Consider the following 20002-nt stretch of genomic DNA (forward strand, 5'->3'; position numbering starts at 1 on the left):
GCAACTCTCTATGAAACGACTCATTGTAGGCATCAGTGGTGCCAGCGGCGCGATTTATGGCGTGCGCTTATTACAGGTTCTGCGCGATGTCACAGACATCGAAACGCATCTGGTTATGAGCCAGGCGGCGCGCCAGACCTTATCCCTCGAAACGGATTTTTCCCTGCGCGAAGTGCAGGCGTTAGCCGATGTAACTCATGATGCGCGCGATATTGCTGCCAGCATCTCTTCTGGTTCTTTCCAGACGCTGGGCATGGTGATTTTACCCTGTTCAATCAAAACCCTTTCCGGCATTGTCCATAGCTATACCGATGGCCTGTTGACCCGCGCGGCAGATGTGGTGCTGAAAGAGCGTCGCCCGTTGGTGCTCTGCGTGCGTGAAACACCGTTGCACTTAGGCCACCTGCGTTTAATGACTCAGGCGGCTGAAATCGGTGCGGTGATTATGCCTCCCGTTCCGGCGTTTTATCATCGCCCGCAATCCCTTGATGATGTGATAAATCAGACGGTTAACCGTGTTCTTGACCAGTTTGCGATAACCCTTCCCAAAGATCTCTTTGCCCGCTGGCAGGGCGCATAACTCTGCTGTTGCCCTGTTTCAGGGCAATTTTGCAACCGCGATCAAATCCTCGACATTTTGTTCCTTCCATTGAATCGAAACGCTGCGATTCAACCGCCATACCTGCTATCTTCAATTTCAGGACAATAATGCAACGTCTTATTAACATATTTTACGTTGAATGTTGCTGCTGTCGGCAAGATGGCATAAGACCTGCATGAATGAGCCTGCAAACACACAACACAATACACAATATAAAAAAGCCATTTCACTTGAGGGTTATGTATGAAGAAGTCGATTCTCGCTCTGTCTTTGTTAGTCGGTATCTCCGCAGCAGCTTCCAGCTACGCGGCGCTGCCGGAGACGGTACGTATCGGAACGGATACCACCTATGCACCGTTCTCATCGAAAGATGCCAAAGGTGATTTTGTTGGCTTTGATATCGATCTCGGTAACGAGATGTGCAAACGGATGCAGGTGAAATGTACCTGGGTTGCCAGTGACTTTGATGCGCTGATCCCCTCACTGAAAGCGAAAAAAATCGACGCTATTATTTCGTCGCTCTCCATTACCGATAAACGTCAGCAGGAGATTGCTTTCTCCGACAAGCTGTACGCCGCGGATTCCCGTCTGATTGCCGCTAAAGGTTCGCCGATTCAGCCAACGCTGGATTCACTGAAAGGTAAACATGTCGGAGTGCTGCAAGGCTCCACTCAGGAAGCCTACGCTAACGATACCTGGCGCAGTAAAGGTATTGATGTTGTGGCTTATGCCAACCAGGATTTAGTCTATTCCGATCTGGCTGCGGGGCGTCTGGATGCTGCGTTACAAGATGAAGTCGCCGCCAGTGAAGGATTCCTTAAGCAACCTGCCGGTAAAGAGTTCGCCTTTGCTGGCCCTTCAGTGAAAGACAAAAAATACTTCGGTGACGGCACCGGTGTCGGGCTACGTAAAGATGATGCTGAACTGACGGCTGCGTTTAATAAGGCGCTTGGCGAACTGCGCCAGGATGGTACTTACGACAAGATGGCGAAAAAGTACTTCGATTTTAATGTCTACGGTGACTGATACGTCGCAGGGAAGCTGCACCTGATAGCGTCATTATCATGGTGCATTATAGGTTTGTTGCACTATCGTGGTGCATTGAAATGCATACTTAAGCAATTTTAATGAAAAATAATACGATTAACGGGCCAGGATATTTTGCCTTGTTGGTCAATTTTATGGCACGATAAGTGTAACAAACCTGTAAATATTCCCTATTAAAAGACTGTCAGTTGAGGACATTATGAAAAAACTGGTGCTATCGCTCTCCTTGGTTCTGGCCTTCTCCAGCGCGACTGCTGCTTTTGCTGCTATTCCGCAAAATATTCGCATCGGTACTGACCCGACTTATGCACCGTTTGAATCAAAAAATTCACAAGGTGAATTGGTTGGCTTTGATATCGACCTGGCGAAGGAACTGTGCAAACGCATCAATACGCAATGTACATTTGTCGAAAACCCGCTGGATGCGTTAATTCCGTCATTAAAAGCGAAGAAGATTGACGCCATCATGTCATCGCTTTCCATCACCGAAAAACGTCAGCAGGAAATAGCCTTCACCGACAAATTGTACGCCGCCGATTCTCGCCTGGTTGTGGCGAAAAATTCCGACATTCAGCCGACAGTAGAATCGCTGAAAGGCAAGCGGGTGGGCGTATTGCAGGGCACGACCCAGGAGACATTTGGTAACGAGCACTGGGCGCCAAAAGGCATTGAAATCGTCTCTTATCAGGGGCAGGACAACATTTATTCTGACCTGACCGCCGGGCGTATTGATGCCGCGTTCCAGGACGAAGTTGCCGCCAGCGAAGGTTTCCTCAAACAGCCAGTCGGTAAAGATTACAAATTCGGTGGCCCGTCTGTTAAAGATGAAAAACTGTTTGGCGTAGGCACCGGCATGGGCCTGCGTAAAGAAGATAACGAACTGCGCGAGGCACTGAACAAAGCCTTTGCCGAAATGCGCGCTGACGGTACTTACGAGAAATTAGCGAAAAAGTACTTCGATTTTGATGTTTATGGTGGTTAATCACCATCGGTGAAAGAAAGCCCGCTCCCTTTGGGTAACCGGAGGGAGACAAGAGGCAGGAAATTCACCACACACGACAGGACAGGCTGCATGTTGTATGGGTTTTCAGGTGTTATTTTACAGGGGGCGCTCGTCACGCTGGAGCTGGCTATCAGCTCTGTAGTGCTCGCTGTAATCATCGGTTTAATTGGCGCTGGCGGTAAGCTCTCGCAAAATCGGCTTTCGGGGCTGATTTTCGAAGGGTACACCACGCTGATTCGCGGCGTGCCGGACTTGGTGTTGATGCTGCTGATATTTTACGGTTTGCAGATTGCGCTAAACGCGGTGACGGAAGCGATGGGCGTCGGACAGATTGATATCGACCCGATGGTTGCCGGTATTATCACCCTGGGTTTTATTTACGGTGCTTACTTCACCGAAACGTTCCGTGGCGCGTTTATGGCGGTGCCGAAAGGACAAATAGAGGCGGCTACGGCGTTCGGTTTTACTCGCGGGCAAGTATTTCGGCGGATTATGTTTCCGGCGATGATGCGTTACGCTCTGCCGGGCATTGGCAACAACTGGCAGGTGATCCTCAAATCTACCGCTCTGGTTTCGTTACTCGGCCTGGAAGATGTGGTGAAAGCCACCCAATTGGCAGGCAAAAGTACATGGGAACCGTTCTATTTCGCCATCGTCTGTGGCGTGATTTATCTGGTTTTCACCACCGTTTCCAATGGTGTGCTGCTGTTCCTTGAGCGCCGCTACTCCGTGGGTGTGAAGAGGGCTGACCTGTGATCGAAATCTTACATGAATACTGGAAACCGCTGTTGTGGACCGACGGTTATCGCTTTACCGGCGTGGCGATTACCCTTTGGTTGCTGATTTTGTCAGTAGTGATAGGCGGAATTCTGGCGCTGTTTCTGGCGATTGGTCGCGTCTCAAGTAATAAATACATCCAGTTTCCAATCTGGTTATTTACCTATATTTTTCGCGGTACGCCGCTGTATGTGCAGTTGCTGGTGTTCTATTCCGGCATGTACACGCTGGAGATTGTTAAAGGGACCGAGTTCCTTAACGCCTTTTTCCGCAGTGGCCTGAACTGTACCGTGCTGGCGCTGACGCTTAACACTTGTGCTTACACCACCGAGATTTTTGCCGGAGCGATCCGCTCGGTGCCGCACGGGGAAATTGAAGCTGCCAGGGCCTATGGTTTCTCGACCTTTAAAATGTATCGCTGCATTATTTTACCGTCGGCGCTGCGTATTGCTTTACCGGCCTACAGCAACGAAGTGATCCTGATGTTGCACTCTACTGCGCTGGCGTTTACTGCCACGGTGCCGGATCTGCTGAAAATTGCCCGTGATATCAACGCCGCGACGTATCAACCTTTTACCGCCTTTGGCATTGCTGCGGTACTCTATTTAATCATCTCTTATGTCCTGATCAGCCTCTTTCGCAGAGCGGAAAAACGCTGGTTGCAGCATGTGAAACCTTCTTCAACGCACTGAGAATACGATGTCCGAGAATAAATTAAACGTTATCGATTTGCACAAACGCTACGGCGAACATGAAGTGCTGAAAGGGGTGTCACTGCAAGCGAACGCCGGGGATGTGATCAGCATCATCGGATCGTCGGGATCGGGGAAAAGTACCTTTCTGCGTTGCATTAACTTCCTCGAAAAACCGAGTGAAGGCACGATCGTGGTTAACGGCCAGACTATCAATCTGGTGCGGGATAAAGACGGCCAACTCAAAGTCGCCGATAAAAATCAGCTGCGTTTACTGCGCACGCGCCTGACGATGGTGTTCCAGCACTTCAATCTCTGGAGCCACATGACGGTGCTGGAAAACGTCATGGAAGCGCCCATTCAGGTGCTGGGCCTGAGCAAGCATGAAGCGCGCGAGCGGGCGGTGAAATATCTGGCGAAAGTCGGCATAGACGAACGTGCGCAGGGGAAATATCCGGTGCATCTTTCCGGTGGTCAGCAACAGCGTGTTTCTATAGCGCGGGCGCTGGCAATGGAACCGGAAGTTCTGTTGTTTGATGAACCTACATCGGCCCTTGATCCAGAGCTGGTGGGCGAAGTGCTGCGCATTATGCAGCAGCTGGCGGAAGAGGGCAAAACGATGGTGGTGGTAACCCACGAAATGGAATTTGCTCGCCATGTCTCCACACATGTTATTTTCCTCCATCAGGGGAAAATCGAAGAAGAGGGTGCGCCAGAACAATTATTTGGCAACCCGCAAAGTCCTCGTTTGCAACAGTTCCTTAAGGGATCGCTGAAATAATTGCCTCTCCGGTGGCTAATGCTGCCGGAGTATTTTCAAGGCTAATTTGCGAGTTAGCTTCCGTTGAAATGTATATATTGCAGTCCACTTAAAATAGTTCTGAATTCGCTGTCCAGATATAAAAACTGCCTGCTGCCTTGCTTATAAAGGGTGGTTATTGTCTCGTCATCTTAAATTTGAGAGGTGACGGAACGCCATGACCATATCGACAACTTCCACACCGCATGATGCGGTATTTAAATCCTTTTTACGTCATCCGGACACCGCGCGGGACTTTATTGATATTCACCTTCCCGCGCCGCTACGTAAACTTTGTGATTTATCGACGTTAAAACTGGAACCCAACAGTTTTATTGATGAAAACCTGCGACAATATTACTCCGACATCTTGTGGTCAGTGAAAACTGAGGAGGGGATGGGATATATTTATGTCGTCATTGAACACCAAAGTAAGGCGGAAGAATTAATGGCTTTTCGCATGATGCGCTATTCTATTGCGGCAATGCAAAACCATCTTGATGCAGGCTATAAAGAACTACCTTTGGTGATCCCGATGCTGTTTTATCATGGTTGCAGAAGTCCTTATCCTTATTCTCTCTGTTGGCTTGATGAATTTGCGGAGCCTGCTATTGCCCGCCAAATTTATTCATCGGCTTTTCCGCTGGTGGATATTACCGTAGTGCCGGATGACGAGATTATGCAACACCGCAAAATGGCGTTACTGGAGTTAATGCAGAAACATATTCGCCAGCGCGATCTGTTAGGATTAGTCGATCAAATTGTTTCGCTGCTAGTTACAGGGAACACTAATGACAGACAGCTAAAAGCCCTGTTTAATTATGTATTACAAACGGGAGATGCCCAGCGTTTCCATGCGTTTATTGGTGAGATAACAGAACGCGCACCACAAGAAAAGGAGAAACTGATGACCATTGCTGACAGATTACGTGAAGAAGGCGCAATGCAGGGCAAACACGAAGAAGCCCTGCGTATTGCTCAGGAGATGCTGGAGAGAGGTTTAGACCGAGAGTTAGTTTTGACACTGACCCGACTTTCGCCAGACGAGCTTTTGGCGAAAAGCCACTAATTCTGAATTACCAGGAACTAACTGGCGGATGTTCGCGGTAAAACACATCAGTGAATAACGTCTGCCAGCGCCTCGTCTAAATCGTACCAGCGAAAAGCGAATCCCGCTTCTTCCAGCCTTTTTGGCAGCGCACGTTGCCCGCCTAATACCAGAACTGAAGATTCGCCCATTAACAGCCGAATAGCGGTGGCGGGGACGCGCATAATTGCCGGGCGATGCAGTGCATGACCGAGCGCGTGGGCAAATTGTTCGTTGCGTACCGGATAGGGGGCAACCATATTAAACGGTCCGCGCAGATCGTTATCCAGCAGCCAGAGAATCCCGTTGACCATATCATCGATATGAATCCAGGCCAGATACTGCCGACCAGAGCCAATGGGGCCACCTAAACCGAGGCGAAACGGCGGCAGCATTTTGCCGAGAATTCCGCCATCTGGTGCCAGCACCACACCGGTACGCAGCAGGCACACACGCGTTTTGTCGCTTTGCGCCCGACAGGCAATTTCTTCCCAGCGGGCGCAGAGTTTATGGGTAAATTCGTTATGCGGAGGCTCTTCTTCGGTAACCACTACTTCACCTAAATCACCGTAATATCCCGCCGCCGAACCAGAAATAAGGACCGACGGTGGCGTGTCGCTGGCGTTAATTAAATCCACCAGTTTTTGCGTAATATTCCAGCGACTTTGGCACAGTCGGTCTTTTTGCTCGCGAGTCCAGCGTTTGTCGGCAATCGGTTCGCCAGCCAGGTTGATTACCGCATCAACGCCGTTGAGGTTGCTTTGATCGGCAAGCCCTTGCCATAGTGTCACTTGAGGGCCGAGGATTGAACTGGCTTTCTGCGTGTTACGCGTCACCACAGTGACCTGATGGCCCAACTCCAGCAAACGCGGGATTAAATGGCGACCAATTAATCCAGTCCCTCCGGTGATCACTATATTCATGCAGCCTCCCGATATGGCGGTTAACGCTGCCAGCTCAAGGTCATTGATACAGAATCGGCGTAGCGCAGCGCGTGCAGTTTATCGATCTCCACTTCAGCATAGGTTACCCAGTGATGTTCTCGTGCGATATCGAGCACATCCTGAGTTAATTTTTCCAGCAAAGAGAAACGGTTATTCTCTACGTGTTGAATGATGTTTTTGGTGACGGTGCGATAGTTCAGCGCGTCATTAATATCTTCACTGGTACGCGCTTTATCGGCGGGGTAGTGGATCGTGACATTGATAACGATATCCTGACGGTTGTTAATCTCTTCGTCCTTAATTCCGATAAATGTACGTAAACGAAGGTTCTTTATACGAATAATAGCGGCAGGTTGTGACATTGCAGGTTCCCTGTTGTTTTACTTAGACTGGAATAATACACGAGAACCTTTCTCAGTTAACTATCTGAGATCTCATCATTCAATTGGGCCTTTAATAGTGATTGTCCGGTGGCTGGGCGCGAACGGATCCGCTCATGCCAGTTCTTCGCTGCCGGGTACATAGCAAGGTCAATCCGCTGACGAGCATATGCATTTACCCACGGCCAACAGGCAATATCCGCAATGCTGTAATCTTCGCCGCCAAGCCAGGGGGCGTTTTCCAGGCGCTTATTGAGTACCTGATACAGACGCTGGGTTTCAACCTGATAACGTTCAATAGCGTAAGGAATAGTCTGTGGCGCAGCATGATTAAAATGATGATTCTGTCCGAGCATTGGCCCCAGGCCGCCAACCTGCCAGAATAACCATTGTAAGGTGGTGGCGCGCTCACGCGGGTCGTGACTTAAAAATAGTCCCGTTTTCTCTGCCAGATACAACAATATTGCACCTGACTCAAAGAGGCTTAACGGTTCGCCGCCATCAGTCGGTGAATGATCAACAATTGCCGGAATCTTATTGTTCGGCGAAATGCGCAAAAACTCCGGGCGAAACTGACAGCCTTTCCCCAAGTCAACCTTAATTAAACGATAATCCAGGCCAGCCTCTTCGAGAAACAGCGTAATTTTGTGGCCATTTGGGGTAGGGGCATAATAGAGATCGATCATTGCAGCTCCGGTTGTCTAATAATCTGAACATCTCAAGTATAGAAACCCGGGAGGCTTGCGTGAGTTTTCATCAAGTAACCGTGGCAAAAAGGCTCTATAGTTTGAGAGCAAGCCCCTTTATCGCCGAGGATATAATGAGTAAACCCGCTATCACGCTTTGGTCAGATGCCCATTTTTTCTCCCCCTACGTGTTATCTGCCTGGGTGGCGTTGCAGGAGAAAGGACTACCTTTTCATATAAAGACTATCGACCTTGACAGCGGTGAACATTTACAACCGACGTGGCAAGGTTACGGGCAGACACGCCGCGTGCCTTTGTTACAGATTGATGATTTTGAGTTGAGTGAATCCTCTGCCATAGCGGAATATCTGGAAGACCGTTTTGCGCCGCCGACCTGGGAACGCATTTATCCATTGGATCTGCAAAACCGGGCGCGTGCACGGCAGATTCAGGCATGGCTGCGGAGCGACCTGATGCCTCTGCGTGAAGAGCGTTCGACGGATGTCGTTTTTGCTGGCGCAAAAAAAGCACCGCTAACGGCGGAGGGAAAAGCCAGCGCGCAGAAATTGTTCGCAATGGCAGAACATTTACTGACGCATAACCAGCCTAATTTGTTTGGCGAGTGGTGCATTGCCGACACTGATTTAGCGCTAATGATTAATCGTCTGGTGCTGCACGGCGATGAGGTGCCGGAGCGTATGGTGGATTATGCGGCATTCCAGTGGCAGCGTGCTTCAGTTCAGCGTTTTATTGCACTTTCAGCAAAGCAATCTGGCTGATAGCAGCGACAGAATCCAGTATCATAGCTTACGTTTTTTCGACGAGGAGTGAGTGATGAAACTGATGTTTGCATCGGACATTCATGGGTCGTTACCGGCGACGGAACGTGTACTGGAGTTGTTTGCCCAAAGCGGCGCGCAGTGGCTGGTGATTCTTGGCGACGTGTTGAATCACGGCCCACGCAATGCTTTACCGGAGGGCTATGCGCCGGCAAAGGTGGCGGAACGCTTGAATGAAGTGGCGCATAAAGTCATCGCTGTACGTGGCAACTGCGACAGTGAAGTGGACCAAATGCTGCTGCATTTCCCAATGACCGCGCCATGGCAACAGGTGTTGCTGGAAAAACAGCGCCTGTTTCTGACACATGGGCATCTGTTTGGCCCGGATAATCTGCCGGCGTTAAACCAGAACGACGTGCTGGTGTATGGTCATACCCATCTGCCGGTGGCGGAGCAGCGGGGGGAGATTTTCCACTTCAACCCCGGTTCGGTTAGCATTCCGAAAGGCGGCAATCTGGCGAGCTACGGCATGCTCGAAGATGACGTACTAAGCGTAATCGCACTCAATGATCAAAGTATCATTGCGCAGGTCGCGATTAATCCGTAATTTACCCAACAACTCAAAATGCGCCGTAAGAGCGCCAGAAAAAGAAGGTTTCCTGATAATGGAACAGCGTCGTTTGGCAAGTACTGAATGGGTGGATATTGTCAATGAAGATAACGAAGTCATTGCACAAGCCAGCCGGGAACAAATGCGGGCACAGTGTCTGCGTCATCGTGCAACTTACATCGTCGTGCATGATGGTATGGGCAAAATTCTGGTCCAGCGTCGTACCGAGACAAAAGACTTTTTACCCGGCATGTTAGATGCTACTGCTGGTGGTGTGGTCCAGGCTGATGAACAACTGCTGGAATCCGCACGTCGCGAAGCGGAAGAAGAGTTGGGCATTGCCGGTGTCCCCTTTGCCGAGCACGGGCAGTTCTATTTCGAAGATAAAAATTGCCGAGTCTGGGGCGCGTTGTTCAGCTGTGTTTCTCACGGCCCTTTCGCCCTTCAGGAAGATGAAGTCAGCGAGGTCTGCTGGCTGACGCCAGAAGAAATCACCGCGCGTTGCGATGAGTTCACACCAGACTCGCTAAAAGCTTTGGCGTTGTGGATGAAGCGCAATGCCAACAATGAAGCCGTAGAGGCTGAAACGGCAGAATGAAAAAAGAGCCGCAGTTGCGGCTCTCAGGTTGTAGACAAAGTGCGCTTTGTTTATGACGGATGCGGCGTAAATGCCTTATCCGGACTACAAAATATTGCAAATTCAAAATATTGCATGGGCCATGTAGGCATGATAAGCGTAGCGCATCAGGCAATTTTTCCGTTGTCATCAATCTAAGAGCCGCAATCGCGGCTCTTAACGTTTTTAATGGTAGCCCATCAACTGAGCGCCTATCACCACCACGCTGGACATAATAAACAGCAGTCCAAGCAGTGTTGCCCCCACTTTTATCCAGTTACGGAAGTCCACCCGGCAAACACCGAGCGTGGCCATTAATGAAGCCGAGGTCGGGTAAATGATATGACTGAAGCCATCGCCAAACTGGAAGGCCAGCACGGTAACCTGACGGTTAACGCCGACCAGATCGCCAAGCGGTGCCAGTAACGGCATGGTTAACGCGGCCTGGCCAGAACCGGATGTCACGAAGAAATTAAATACCGCCTGGAAGAGCAGCATAAACCACGCCGCGACCGCGTTATCAAGACCGCTAATGGCATTGGCAATGCTGTTGAGGATGGTATTCAGTACGCTGGCATCACCGGCTTCGCCGTTACCTACCAGCAGCAAAATCCCTTTGGCGAAACCAACCAGCAGGGCGGGGGCTATCATCATTCGCGCGCCTTCGGTAAATGATGAAGCCATGGTGTTTACCGTCATACCATTCAGACGGAAGACAACGCCGATGATGCCAATTACCAGACCCATAGCGAAGAACTGGCTGGCAATTTCAGGAATAAACCAGGCATTGACGATAACGCCCCAAATCACCCAGATCATGACGGCGGTTAAAACAATTAATACCAGCCAGTCACCAAAGGTAAATGGGCGCTGTTCGACATCCGCCTGTTTTTCGCGGAAGAAACGATCGGACTCATGAACGCGTGACAACAGAGGATTCTTTTTCACCCGTGAGGCGTACACCATGGTGAAGACCAGGCCAATCAGAGTAGAGATTACCCATACCACGATGCGCAAACCGGAGCCAGAAAGCACCGGAACACCAGCGATCCCCTGGGCGACGACCACGCAGAACGGGTTCATCCACGAGCTGGCAAAACCGATTTGCGTAGCGATATAGGTTACCAGGACGGTGGTGATACTGTCATAACCCAGCCGCACCATGAGTGGCGCGATGATGATGGCAAAGGCGACAGCCTCTTCCCCCATGCCAAATACCGCACCGCCGAGTGAAAAGAGAATAAATAACGCCGGAATGAAAAGAATTTCATTCCCTCGTGTGTGGCGGATAAGCGCCAGGATGCCGTTATCAATAGTTCCTGTACGCATCACGATGCCAAACGCGCCGCCAATCACCAGCATAAACATGATGATGCCAACGGCGGTCCCATATTTCGAACCAGAGGTTAGCCCTTCAAACGGGAAGTTCATCAGGCCGGGACGTTCATCGCCCGTCGAGAACAGTTGTACGCGGTGATACTCTGGTTCGCCCGCCTCGTTGGTCAGAATGCGAAATGAGTGAGGGTCTACAACCTTGCGTGTTTTTGTCTGACCATCAACCTGATATTGCACTTCCTGACTGTCAAACATTCCCACCGGAACAACCCAGGTGGCGAGACTGGTTAAAATAGCAACAAAAAAGATAATCACCAGAGTATCGGGCATTGCCCATCTTCTGGTTGGTTTGGATTCAGTGATTGCTGACATAGCGCAAATTTTCCCTTGCACAAGACAAAGTGGTAAGTATGCAAAGTGAGATGACGCAATTCATTGATGCAGCGCAGTTAAGCAAGATAATCAGAAAGGAGTAATGCAAATTAAGAGAATAAAAAACCGGAAATAGTGGCTATTTCCGGTTCTGATATCCGCAGCAGTAAGGCTGCGGATTATGACGAGATTACTGCTGCTGTGCAGACTGAATCGCAGTCAGCGCGATGGTGTAGACGATATCGTCAACCAGTGCGCCACGGGACAGGTCGTTAACCGGCTTGCGCATACCCTGCAGCATCGGCCCGATGGAGATCAGGTCGGCAGAACGCTGTACCGCTTTGTAGGTGGTGTTACCGGTGTTCAGATCCGGGAAGATGAACACGGTAGCGCGACCTGCAACCGGAGAGTTCGGCGCTTTAGATTTCGCAACGTCAGCCATTACCGCAGCGTCGTACTGCAGCGGGCCGTCGATCATCAGGTCAGGACGTTTTTCCTGCGCCAGACGAGTTGCTTCGCGAACTTTCTCTACGTCGCTACCTGCACCAGAAGTACCGGTGGAGTAGGAGAGCATAGCCACACGCGGTTCGATACCGAAGGCTGCGGCGGAATCCGCGGACTGGATGGCGATTTCAGCCAGCTGTTCTGCGGTCGGATCCGGGTTGATCGCACAGTCACCGTAAACGTAAACCTGTTCCGGCAGCAGCATGAAGAACACGGAAGATACCAGAGAGCTACCCGGTGCAGTTTTGATCAGCTGCAGCGGCGGACGGATGGTGTTTGCGGTAGTGTGAACAGCACCAGAAACCAGACCATCAACTTCATCCTGTTCCAGCATCAGGGTACCGAGAACCACGTTGTCTTCCAGCTGTTCGCGGGCAACGGTTTCGGTCATGCCTTTGTTCTTACGCAGTTCGACCAGACGAGCAACATATTTTTCGCGAACCACTTCTGGATCAACGATTTCAATGCCTGCGCCCAGTTCTACGCCTTGAGACGCTGCAACTCGGTTGATCTCTGCCGGGTTACCCAACAGTACGCAAGTTGCGATACCACGTTCAGCACAGATGGCGGCTGCTTTAACGGTACGCGGTTCGTCGCCTTCCGGCAGAACGATACGTTTGCCCGCTTTGCGCGCCAGTTCGGTCAGCTGATAACGGAACGCAGGCGGAGACAGACGACGGCTGCGCTCGGAAGTGGCAGTCAGAGAGTCAATCCAGTCAGCGTTGATGTAGTTAGCAACGTATTCCTGAACTTTCTCGATACGCTCGTGATCGTCAACCGGAACTTCCAGGTTGAAGCTCTGCAGGCTCAGAGAAGTCTGCCAGGTGTTGGTGTTCACCATGAATACCGGCAGGCCGGTGGCGAAAGCGCGTTCGCACAGTTTAGAAATGCGCGCGTCCATTTCATAGCCGCCAGTCAGCAGCAGGGCGCCGATTTCTACGCCGTTCATTGCAGCAAGGCAAGCGGCAACCAGTACGTCAGGACGGTCTGCGGAAGTTACCAGCAGAGAACCTGCACGGAAGTGCTCCAGCATGTGCGGAATGCTGCGTGCACAGAAAGTTACAGATTTCACGCGGCGAGTGTTGATGTCGCCTTCGTTGATGATGGTGGCATTCAGGTGGCGTGCCATATCGATAGCACGAGTCGCGATCAGATCAAAGCTCCACGGCACAGCGCCGAGAACCGGCAGCGGGCTGGATTCTTGCAGCTTCGCTGGATCAACATTGTTGATTTTAGCTTTGGAAGAGTCGTCGAAAATCTCGGACAGATCCGGGCGAGTACGACCCTGTTCATCAACCGGTGCGTTCAGTTTGTTAACGATAACGCCAGTGATGTTGGTGTTTTTGGCACCACCGAAGCTGTTACGAGTCAGTTCGATACGCTCTTTCAGCTGTTCCGGGGTGTCAGTACCCTGAGACATAACGAAGACGATTTCCGCGTTCAGCGTTTTGGCGATTTCGTAGTTCAGAGACTGGGCAAACTGGTGTTTACGTGTCGGTACCAGACCTTCAACCAGAACCACTTCAGCGTCTTTGGTGTTAGCGTGGTAGTTCGCGACGATCTCTTCCATCAGCACATCTTTTTTATTGCTGGAAAGCAGACCTTCAACGTAGCTCATTTTCAGCGGTTCGGCGGCTGTCGTGGTGGAAGAGCTCGCACGCACGATAGTCGTTGTCTGATCGGGCGCATCGCCACCGGTACGCGGCTGAGCAATAGGTTTGAAAACGCTCAGACGAACGCCTTTGCGTTCCATTGCACGGATCACGCCGAGGCTGACGCTGGTCAGACCGACGCTGGTTCCGGTAGGGATCAGCATAATAATACGGGACACGGTTTATCCTCTTTCGTTACCGCCGGTTGGCGGGTTACAAAACAGCACCGCCAGCTGGGCTGGCGGTGTGAAATCAGGCAGTCAGGCGGCTCGCGTCTTGCGCGATAACCAGTTCTTCGTTGGTTGGGATAACCACCGCAGGACGGGTACCTTCTTTGTTGATGAAACCAGATTTGCCGAAACGTGCAGCCAGGTTGCGTTCGCGATCAACTTCAAAGCCCAGCACGCCCAGTTTGCCCAGAGACAGTTCACGAACCATCGCTGCGTTTTCACCGATACCACCGGTGAATACAACAGCGTCCAGACGACCATCCATCAGCGCGGTGTATGCACCGATGTATTTCGCCAGGCGGTGGCAGTAAACGTCCATTGCGCGCTTCGCGTCTTCTTTCGTCGCGTAGTTATCTTCAACATAGCGGCAGTCGCTGGTCACTTCGGTCAGACCCAGCAGGCCAGACTCTTTGGTCAGCAGTTTGTTGATGGCATCAACGCTCATGCCGAGGGTGTCGTGCAGGTGGAAAATGATCGCCGGATCGATGTCACCAGAACGAGTACCCATTACCAGGCCTTCCAGCGGAGTCAGACCCATAGAGGTATCAACGCATTTGCCGTTACGGATAGCAGAAACGGAACCACCGTTGCCCAGGTGACAGGTGATGATGTTCAGTTCTTCTACCGGTTTGTTCAGCATTTTTGCCGCTTCCTGAGTTACATAGAAGTGGCTGGTGCCGTGCGCGCCATAACGACGGATGCCGTGCTCTTTGTACAGGTTGTACGGCAGGGCGTAGAGGTAAGACTCTTCCGGCATAGTCTGGTGGAACGCCGTGTCAAATACAGCAACGTTTTTATCTTTCAACTGCGGGAAAGATTTCAGTGCTTCTTCGATACCGATCAGGTGAGCCGGGTTGTGCAGCGGTGCAAAAGAAGCTGCATCTTTGATACCCTGAATAACAGACTCGTCGATCACTACGGAGCTGGTATACTTCTCACCGCCGTGTACGATACGGTGACCGATAGCGGTCAGCTGCGCAGACAGTTCTGGTTTTTGTGCCAGAATAGTATTAACGATAAAGTTGAGCGCTTCGCTGTGAGCGGCGCCTGCACCTAAAGCCGCTTCTTGTTTATTGCCGTCCATTTTCCATTTGATACGTGCTTCGGGCAGGTGGAAACATTCGGCTAAACCAGAAAGGTACTCTTCACCATTCGCTGCATCGATGATTGCAAATTTCAGTGAAGAACTACCGCAGTTCAGAACCAGTACTAACTTACTCGACATGGAAGTACCTATAATTGATACGTGGCTAAAAAAACGTCAGGGAGCCATAGAGCGTAGCGCATGATGACACCGACATTTATGATTAACATCATGCACTGCAAATTTTTTTTGCATGATGGAAGAAATATCTTGAGTCTATGCCATTTTGCGTAATTTTCAGCCAATGGCATAATGTTTATGAATTTGACGACTCAATGAATATGTACTACTCGGCCATTTCAGGCTGCTAAAGGATACCTGATTGTGGGTATGGAAGACAAAATGTTTTGAACGTTGTCCCGCTGAGTTGTGAATTTGCACAAATTTTTGAATCTTTATATGTGAAGTTGAGGTGAAGCATGTCAACGCCGGATAATCGTTCTGTTAATTTTTTTAGCTTGTTTCGCCGGGGACAGCATTACTCAAAGACGTGGCCGCTGGAAAAACGCCTTGCCCCGGTCTTTGTTGAGAATCGAGTCATTAAGATGACGCGCTATGCGATCCGCTTTATGCCGCCGATCGCCGTGTTTACTCTCTGCTGGCAGATTGCGCTGGGCGGTCAGCTTGGTCCGGCAGTCGCCACTGCGTTGTTCGCCCTAAGCTTACCCATGCAGGGACTGTGGTGGCTGGGCAAGCGCTCTGTAACGCCATTACCACCTGCAATCCTCAACTGGTTTTATGAAGTTCGCGGTAAATTGCAGGAGTCTGGACAGGTGCTGGCACCTGTTGAAGGCAAGCCTGATTACCAGGCATTAGCTGACACGCTTAAGCGCGCCTTCAAACAACTGGATAAAACTTTCCTTGATGATTTGTAATTGACCCCTGATTACGCATATAAAAGAAGGCAGACATCGGCCTTCTTTTTTTTCACCGTAGTAGAGTGATACAGGAGTCAACAATGGAAATGACCAACGCGCAACGTCTTATTTTGTCTAACCAGTACAAAATGATGACTATGCTCGATCCGGCAAATGCTGAACGTTACCGTCGCCTGCAAACAATCATTGAGCGTGGTTATGGTTTACAAATGCGTGAACTGGATCGCGAGTTTGGCGAGCTGAAAGAAGAAACCTGCCGCACTATCATCGACATTATGGAGATGTATCACGCGCTGCATGTTTCCTGGTCTAATTTACAGGACCAGCAATCCATCGATGAACGTCGTGTCACCTTCCTCGGCTTTGACGCCGCCACCGAAGCACGTTATCTCGGTTATGTCCGCTTTATGGTTAACGTTGAAGGGCGTTACACCCATTTTGATGCCGGAACTCACGGCTTTAATGCCCAGACGCCAATGTGGGAGAAATATCTGCGCATGTTGAATGTCTGGCATGCCTGCCCGCGTCAGTATCACCTGAGCGCTAACGAAATTAACCAAATCATCAACGCCTGAGGAGGCCCGCGTGCGGTGTAAAGGTTTTCTGTTTGATCTGGATGGAACGCTGGTGGATTCTCTGCCCGCGGTAGAGCGGGCGTGGAGCAACTGGGCCAGACGTCATGGGCTAGCACCGGAAGATGTGCTGGCGTTTATTCATGGTAAACAGGCGATTACGTCTCTGCGCCATTTCATGATGGGCAAATCGGAGACGGAAATTGCCGCCGAGTTTACCCGTCTGGAACAAATCGAGGCCACGGAAACCGAAGGTATTACCGCACTCCCAGGGGCGATAGCTTTACTCAATCATTTGAATAAAGCGGGGATTCCGTGGGCCATTGTCACTTCTGGTTCCATGCCTGTTGCGCGAGCACGTCACAAAGTCGCCGGACTTCCCGCGCCGGAAGTGTTTGTTACCGCAGAGCGGGTTAAACGTGGAAAACCAGAGCCTGATGCATATCTGTTAGGTGCACAACTGTTGGGCCTTGCGCCGCAGGAATGCGTGGTGGTAGAGGATGCTCCCGCTGGTGTGCTTTCTGGCCTGGCGGCGGGTTGCAAGGTTATCGCAGTCAATGCGCCGACTGAGACGCCGCGTCTGAATGAGGTAGATTTGGTCCTCCATAGTCTGGAACAAATTACTGTGATCAAACAGCCAAATGGTGACGTTATTATTGCGTGAAACGCCAGATCATGATTTAGCCCCGTCCCGACGGGGCTTTTTTGTGGCAGAATCAGGCCATCCCCCTCAATTAACAAGGATACGTTGTGAACGGTGAATTGATCTGGGTTCTTTCATTACTGGCGGTTGCTATCGTCTTGTTTGCGACTGGCAGAGTGCGTATGGATGCGGTCGCTTTGTTTGTCATTGTTGCGTTTGCATTAAGCGGTACGCTGACCGTCCCTGAAGTGTTTTCCGGTTTTTCCGATCCTAACGTGGTACTGATCGCCGCCTTGTTTATTATTGGCGATGGTTTAGTCCGCACGGGTGTCGCCACTGTAATGGGGACATGGCTGGTTAAAGTGGCAGGCAACAGTGAAATCAAAATGTTGGTTTTGTTGATGCTGACCGTTGCGGGCCTTGGCGCGTTTATGAGTTCAACGGGCGTCGTCGCTATCTTTATCCCTGTGGTGTTAAGCGTCGCTATGCGCATGCAAACGTCGCCGTCGCGCCTGATGATGCCGTTAAGTTTTGCCGGGCTGATCAGCGGCATGATGACGCTGGTGGCAACGCCACCTAACCTGGTGATTAACAGTGAATTGCTGCGTGAAGGCTATCATGGTTTTAGTTTCTTTAGCGTAACCCCCATCGGCCTGGTCGTACTGGTGCTGGGCATCTTGTATATGTTAGTGATGCGTTTCATGCTGAAAGGGGATGCCCAGACCCCGCCGCGCGAAGGCTGGACGCGTCGTACCTTCCGCGATCTTATCCGTGAATACCGACTTACCGGGCGCGCGCGTCGCCTGGCCATTCGTCCCGGTTCGCCGATGATTGGCCAGCGACTGGACGATCTCAAATTACGTGAACGTTATGGCGCTAACGTCATCGGTGTTGAACGCTGGCGGCGTTTTCGTCGCGTTATTGTGAACGTGAACGGGGTTTCTGAATTCCGGGCGCGTGACGTTTTGCTTATTGATATGTCTGCGGCTGATGTCGATCTCCGACAATTTTGTAGTGAACAATTGCTGGAACCGATGGTGCTGCGCGGCGAGTATTTTTCCGATCAAGCCCTTGATGTTGGCATGGCGGAGATTTCATTAATTCCTGAGTCTGAGTTGATTGGTAAATCGGTGCGCGAAATTGGCTTTCGTACGCGCTACGGACTGAATGTGGTGGGCCTGAAACGCAACGGCGTGGCGCTAGAAGGTTCGCTGGCGGATGAGCCTCTGCTGCTGGGCGATATCATTCTGGTCGTCGGTAACTGGAAGCTTATCGGTATGTTGGCAAAACAGGGCCGCGACTTCGTGGCGCTGAACTTACCGGAAGAAGTGAGTGAAGCATCGCCTGCGCACAGTCAGGCACCCCATGCCATTTTCTGTCTGGTGTTGATGGTGGCGTTAATGCTGACTGATGAAATCCCTAATCCCATCGCGGCTATCATTGCCTGCCTGCTGATGGGGAAATTCCGCTGTATCGATGCTGAAAGCGCCTATAAATCCATTCACTGGCCGAGCATTATTTTGATCGTTGGGATGATGCCGTTCGCGGTAGCGCTACAGAAAACAGGCGGTGTCGCGCTGGCGGTGAAAGGGTTAATGGACATCGGCGGCGGTTACGGGCCGCATATGATGCTTGGCTGTTTGTTTGTCTTGTCGGCGGTGATTGGTTTGTTTATTTCGAATACGGCAACGGCTGTGTTGATGGCGCCGATTGCGCTGGCCGCGGCTAAAACAATGGGCGTCTCGCCGTATCCATTTGCCATGGTGGTGGCGATGGCAGCATCCGCCGCCTTTATGACGCCAGTTTCCTCGCCGGTTAACACGTTGGTTTTAGGGCCGGGAAATTACAGCTTTAGTGATTTTGTGAAGCTGGGAGTACCGTTCACCGTTATTGTGATGGCGGTTTGCGTGGTGATGATTCCGATGCTGTTTCCGTTTTAACGAGAGCCCGATGCGACGCTGGCGCGTCTTATCAGGCTGCGTCGGCTGGTATCTGTCTGCTTACAGCGGCGAATCCTGGCTAATCTCATCGAGCGATAGTTGGAAGCTGGGAACAAAGACTTCAATGAAGTAGTCCATCTCCTGGCTGCGGCGCGCTTCAAGCGTCGCTTCCAGCCGCGTTTTTGCCAGCAAAAATTCATTATTTCCGGCTGCGAGCTCTTCCAGACATTTCAGATAGGCACAAAGTGCATCAGCCTGTTTCACCAGCGACTTTTCTTCATCGCTATACGCATTTTCATCGATTAATGGCGCGAAAATATCCCGCAACTCCTCCGGAACCATATCGACCAGCTTTTGTTGGGCGATTTTTTCAATGGCTTTGTATTCCTGAGCGATTTGCGAGTTGAAATATTTCACTGGGGTAGGGAGATCGCCGGTGAGTACTTCAGAGGCATCGTGGTACATCGCCAGCAGAGCGATGCGTTCAGCGTTGACATTTCCGCCAAACTTACGGTTTTTAATGGCAGCCAGCGCATGGGCGACCATCGCCACCTGCAAACTGTGCTCAGACACATTTTCTGTCCGTACATTGCGCATTAACGGCCAGCGGTTAATGAGTTTCAGGCGGGAGAGATGGGCAAAAAAATGGCTCTGCTTCATAACGACCTTGCGTGTGATGACTTCATGAGATCATTGTGGGGGGATAACACT

21 protein-coding genes are annotated in these 20002 nt (G+C 50.9%); 14 read left to right on the top strand and 7 right to left on the bottom strand.

Translation table 11 applies throughout. The features are described from left to right. The first annotated feature begins 10 nt into the window (after nucleotides 1-10). From ubiX to FEK43_RS10215, 7 genes are all read left to right on the top strand, one after another. Entirely contained in the window at nucleotides 11-580 is a 570-nt protein-coding gene (gene ubiX / locus FEK43_RS10185) for a flavin prenyltransferase UbiX (RefSeq protein WP_135407476.1), read from the top strand. 264 nt (nucleotides 581-844) lie between these two features. After that, nucleotides 845-1627, top strand: a complete 783-nt coding sequence (argT, locus tag FEK43_RS10190; RefSeq protein WP_130207252.1) for a lysine/arginine/ornithine ABC transporter substrate-binding protein ArgT — start codon at nucleotides 845-847, stop codon at nucleotides 1625-1627. Nucleotides 1628-1847: 220 nt separating this feature from the next. After that, a complete protein-coding gene (hisJ, locus tag FEK43_RS10195; protein ID WP_000737621.1) occupies nucleotides 1848-2630 on the top strand; it encodes a histidine ABC transporter substrate-binding protein HisJ in 783 nt (260 codons plus the stop codon). Between the two features lie 90 nt (nucleotides 2631-2720). Continuing rightward, nucleotides 2721-3407: a histidine ABC transporter permease HisQ gene (hisQ, locus tag FEK43_RS10200; RefSeq protein ID WP_130207250.1), complete on the top strand. Its 687-nt coding sequence runs from the start codon at nucleotides 2721-2723 to the stop codon at nucleotides 3405-3407. Beyond that, nucleotides 3404-4120 carry an ABC transporter permease gene (locus FEK43_RS10205; RefSeq protein WP_000569948.1) on the top strand — a complete coding sequence of 239 codons (717 nt, stop codon included), beginning with the start codon at nucleotides 3404-3406 and terminating at the stop codon, nucleotides 4118-4120. Before hisQ ends, FEK43_RS10205 begins: the two co-directional genes overlap by 4 nt. A 7-nt stretch (nucleotides 4121-4127) precedes the next feature. After that, complete coding sequence (gene hisP / locus FEK43_RS10210; protein ID WP_130207246.1) at nucleotides 4128-4901, top strand: histidine ABC transporter ATP-binding protein HisP; 774 nt, start codon at nucleotides 4128-4130, stop codon at nucleotides 4899-4901. A 196-nt stretch (nucleotides 4902-5097) separates the two neighbouring features. Continuing rightward, a complete protein-coding gene (locus tag FEK43_RS10215) occupies nucleotides 5098-5988 on the top strand; it encodes an Rpn family recombination-promoting nuclease/putative transposase (protein ID WP_135407474.1) in 891 nt (296 codons plus the stop codon). A 47-nt stretch (nucleotides 5989-6035) separates the two neighbouring features. Here FEK43_RS10215 and FEK43_RS10220 read toward each other — a convergent pair whose 3' ends face one another. The 3 genes from FEK43_RS10220 to yfcG are packed head-to-tail and all read right to left on the bottom strand — an operon-like array spanning nucleotide 6036 to nucleotide 8016. Beyond that, the gene (locus FEK43_RS10220) at nucleotides 6036-6929 is read right to left on the bottom strand and encodes a TIGR01777 family oxidoreductase (protein ID WP_130260567.1); all 894 of its coding nucleotides are present in this window, start codon (nucleotides 6927-6929) and stop codon (nucleotides 6036-6038) included. A 20-nt stretch (nucleotides 6930-6949) separates the two neighbouring features. Further along, entirely contained in the window at nucleotides 6950-7312 is a 363-nt protein-coding gene (gene folX / locus FEK43_RS10225; RefSeq protein ID WP_130207240.1) for a dihydroneopterin triphosphate 2'-epimerase, read from the bottom strand. A 56-nt stretch (nucleotides 7313-7368) separates the two neighbouring features. After that, a complete protein-coding gene (gene yfcG, locus FEK43_RS10230) occupies nucleotides 7369-8016 on the bottom strand; it encodes a GSH-dependent disulfide bond oxidoreductase (protein ID WP_130207238.1) in 648 nt (215 codons plus the stop codon). Between the two features lie 134 nt (nucleotides 8017-8150). Here yfcG and yfcF point away from each other — a divergent pair, with 134 nt between their 5' ends. From yfcF to yfcD, 3 genes are read left to right on the top strand one after another with little or no spacing between them, the layout of a single operon-like run. Further along, a complete protein-coding gene (gene yfcF / locus FEK43_RS10235) occupies nucleotides 8151-8795 on the top strand; it encodes a glutathione transferase (protein ID WP_130207236.1) in 645 nt (214 codons plus the stop codon). Nucleotides 8796-8850: 55 nt separating this feature from the next. Beyond that, on the top strand, nucleotides 8851-9402 hold the full coding sequence (gene yfcE, locus FEK43_RS10240; protein ID WP_064526570.1) for a phosphodiesterase: 552 nt from the start codon (nucleotides 8851-8853) through the stop codon (nucleotides 9400-9402). 58 nt (nucleotides 9403-9460) lie between these two features. Further along, entirely contained in the window at nucleotides 9461-10003 is a 543-nt protein-coding gene (gene yfcD / locus FEK43_RS10245; protein ID WP_130260565.1) for an NUDIX hydrolase YfcD, read from the top strand. Nucleotides 10004-10207: 204 nt separating this feature from the next. On the opposite strand, the gene yfcC is transcribed toward yfcD, so the two are convergent. The 3 genes from yfcC to ackA form a co-directional block, all read right to left on the bottom strand. Then, nucleotides 10208-11728: a putative basic amino acid antiporter YfcC gene (gene yfcC / locus FEK43_RS10250; RefSeq protein ID WP_130207232.1), complete on the bottom strand. Its 1521-nt coding sequence runs from the start codon at nucleotides 11726-11728 to the stop codon at nucleotides 10208-10210. A 190-nt stretch (nucleotides 11729-11918) separates the two neighbouring features. Beyond that, complete coding sequence (gene pta, locus FEK43_RS10255; protein ID WP_130207230.1) at nucleotides 11919-14063, bottom strand: phosphate acetyltransferase; 2145 nt, start codon at nucleotides 14061-14063, stop codon at nucleotides 11919-11921. A 73-nt stretch (nucleotides 14064-14136) separates the two neighbouring features. Further along, complete coding sequence (ackA, locus tag FEK43_RS10260; protein WP_130207228.1) at nucleotides 14137-15339, bottom strand: acetate kinase; 1203 nt, start codon at nucleotides 15337-15339, stop codon at nucleotides 14137-14139. A gap of 338 nt (nucleotides 15340-15677) precedes the next feature. Here ackA and yfbV point away from each other — a divergent pair, with 338 nt between their 5' ends. The 4 genes from yfbV to FEK43_RS10280 all read left to right on the top strand — a co-directional run bounded on the left by yfbV (nucleotide 15678) and on the right by FEK43_RS10280 (nucleotide 19291). Next, a complete protein-coding gene (yfbV, locus tag FEK43_RS10265) occupies nucleotides 15678-16133 on the top strand; it encodes a terminus macrodomain insulation protein YfbV (RefSeq protein ID WP_000106627.1) in 456 nt (151 codons plus the stop codon). An 83-nt stretch (nucleotides 16134-16216) separates the two neighbouring features. Continuing rightward, nucleotides 16217-16711 carry a YfbU family protein gene (locus FEK43_RS10270; RefSeq protein ID WP_064526599.1) on the top strand — a complete coding sequence of 165 codons (495 nt, stop codon included), beginning with the start codon at nucleotides 16217-16219 and terminating at the stop codon, nucleotides 16709-16711. A 10-nt stretch (nucleotides 16712-16721) separates the two neighbouring features. Further along, a complete protein-coding gene (gene hxpA, locus FEK43_RS10275; RefSeq protein ID WP_130207225.1) occupies nucleotides 16722-17372 on the top strand; it encodes a hexitol phosphatase HxpA in 651 nt (216 codons plus the stop codon). 86 nt (nucleotides 17373-17458) lie between these two features. Beyond that, nucleotides 17459-19291: an SLC13 family permease gene (locus FEK43_RS10280; RefSeq protein ID WP_130207223.1), complete on the top strand. Its 1833-nt coding sequence runs from the start codon at nucleotides 17459-17461 to the stop codon at nucleotides 19289-19291. Nucleotides 19292-19351: 60 nt separating this feature from the next. Here FEK43_RS10280 and yfbR read toward each other — a convergent pair whose 3' ends face one another. Next, complete coding sequence (yfbR, locus tag FEK43_RS10285; RefSeq protein ID WP_130207221.1) at nucleotides 19352-19951, bottom strand: 5'-deoxynucleotidase; 600 nt, start codon at nucleotides 19949-19951, stop codon at nucleotides 19352-19354. Nucleotides 19952-20002: the final 51 nt, after the last annotated feature.

This window comes from Escherichia sp. E2562, from assembly GCF_005781075.1.
Taxonomy (GTDB): domain Bacteria; phylum Pseudomonadota; class Gammaproteobacteria; order Enterobacterales; family Enterobacteriaceae; genus Escherichia.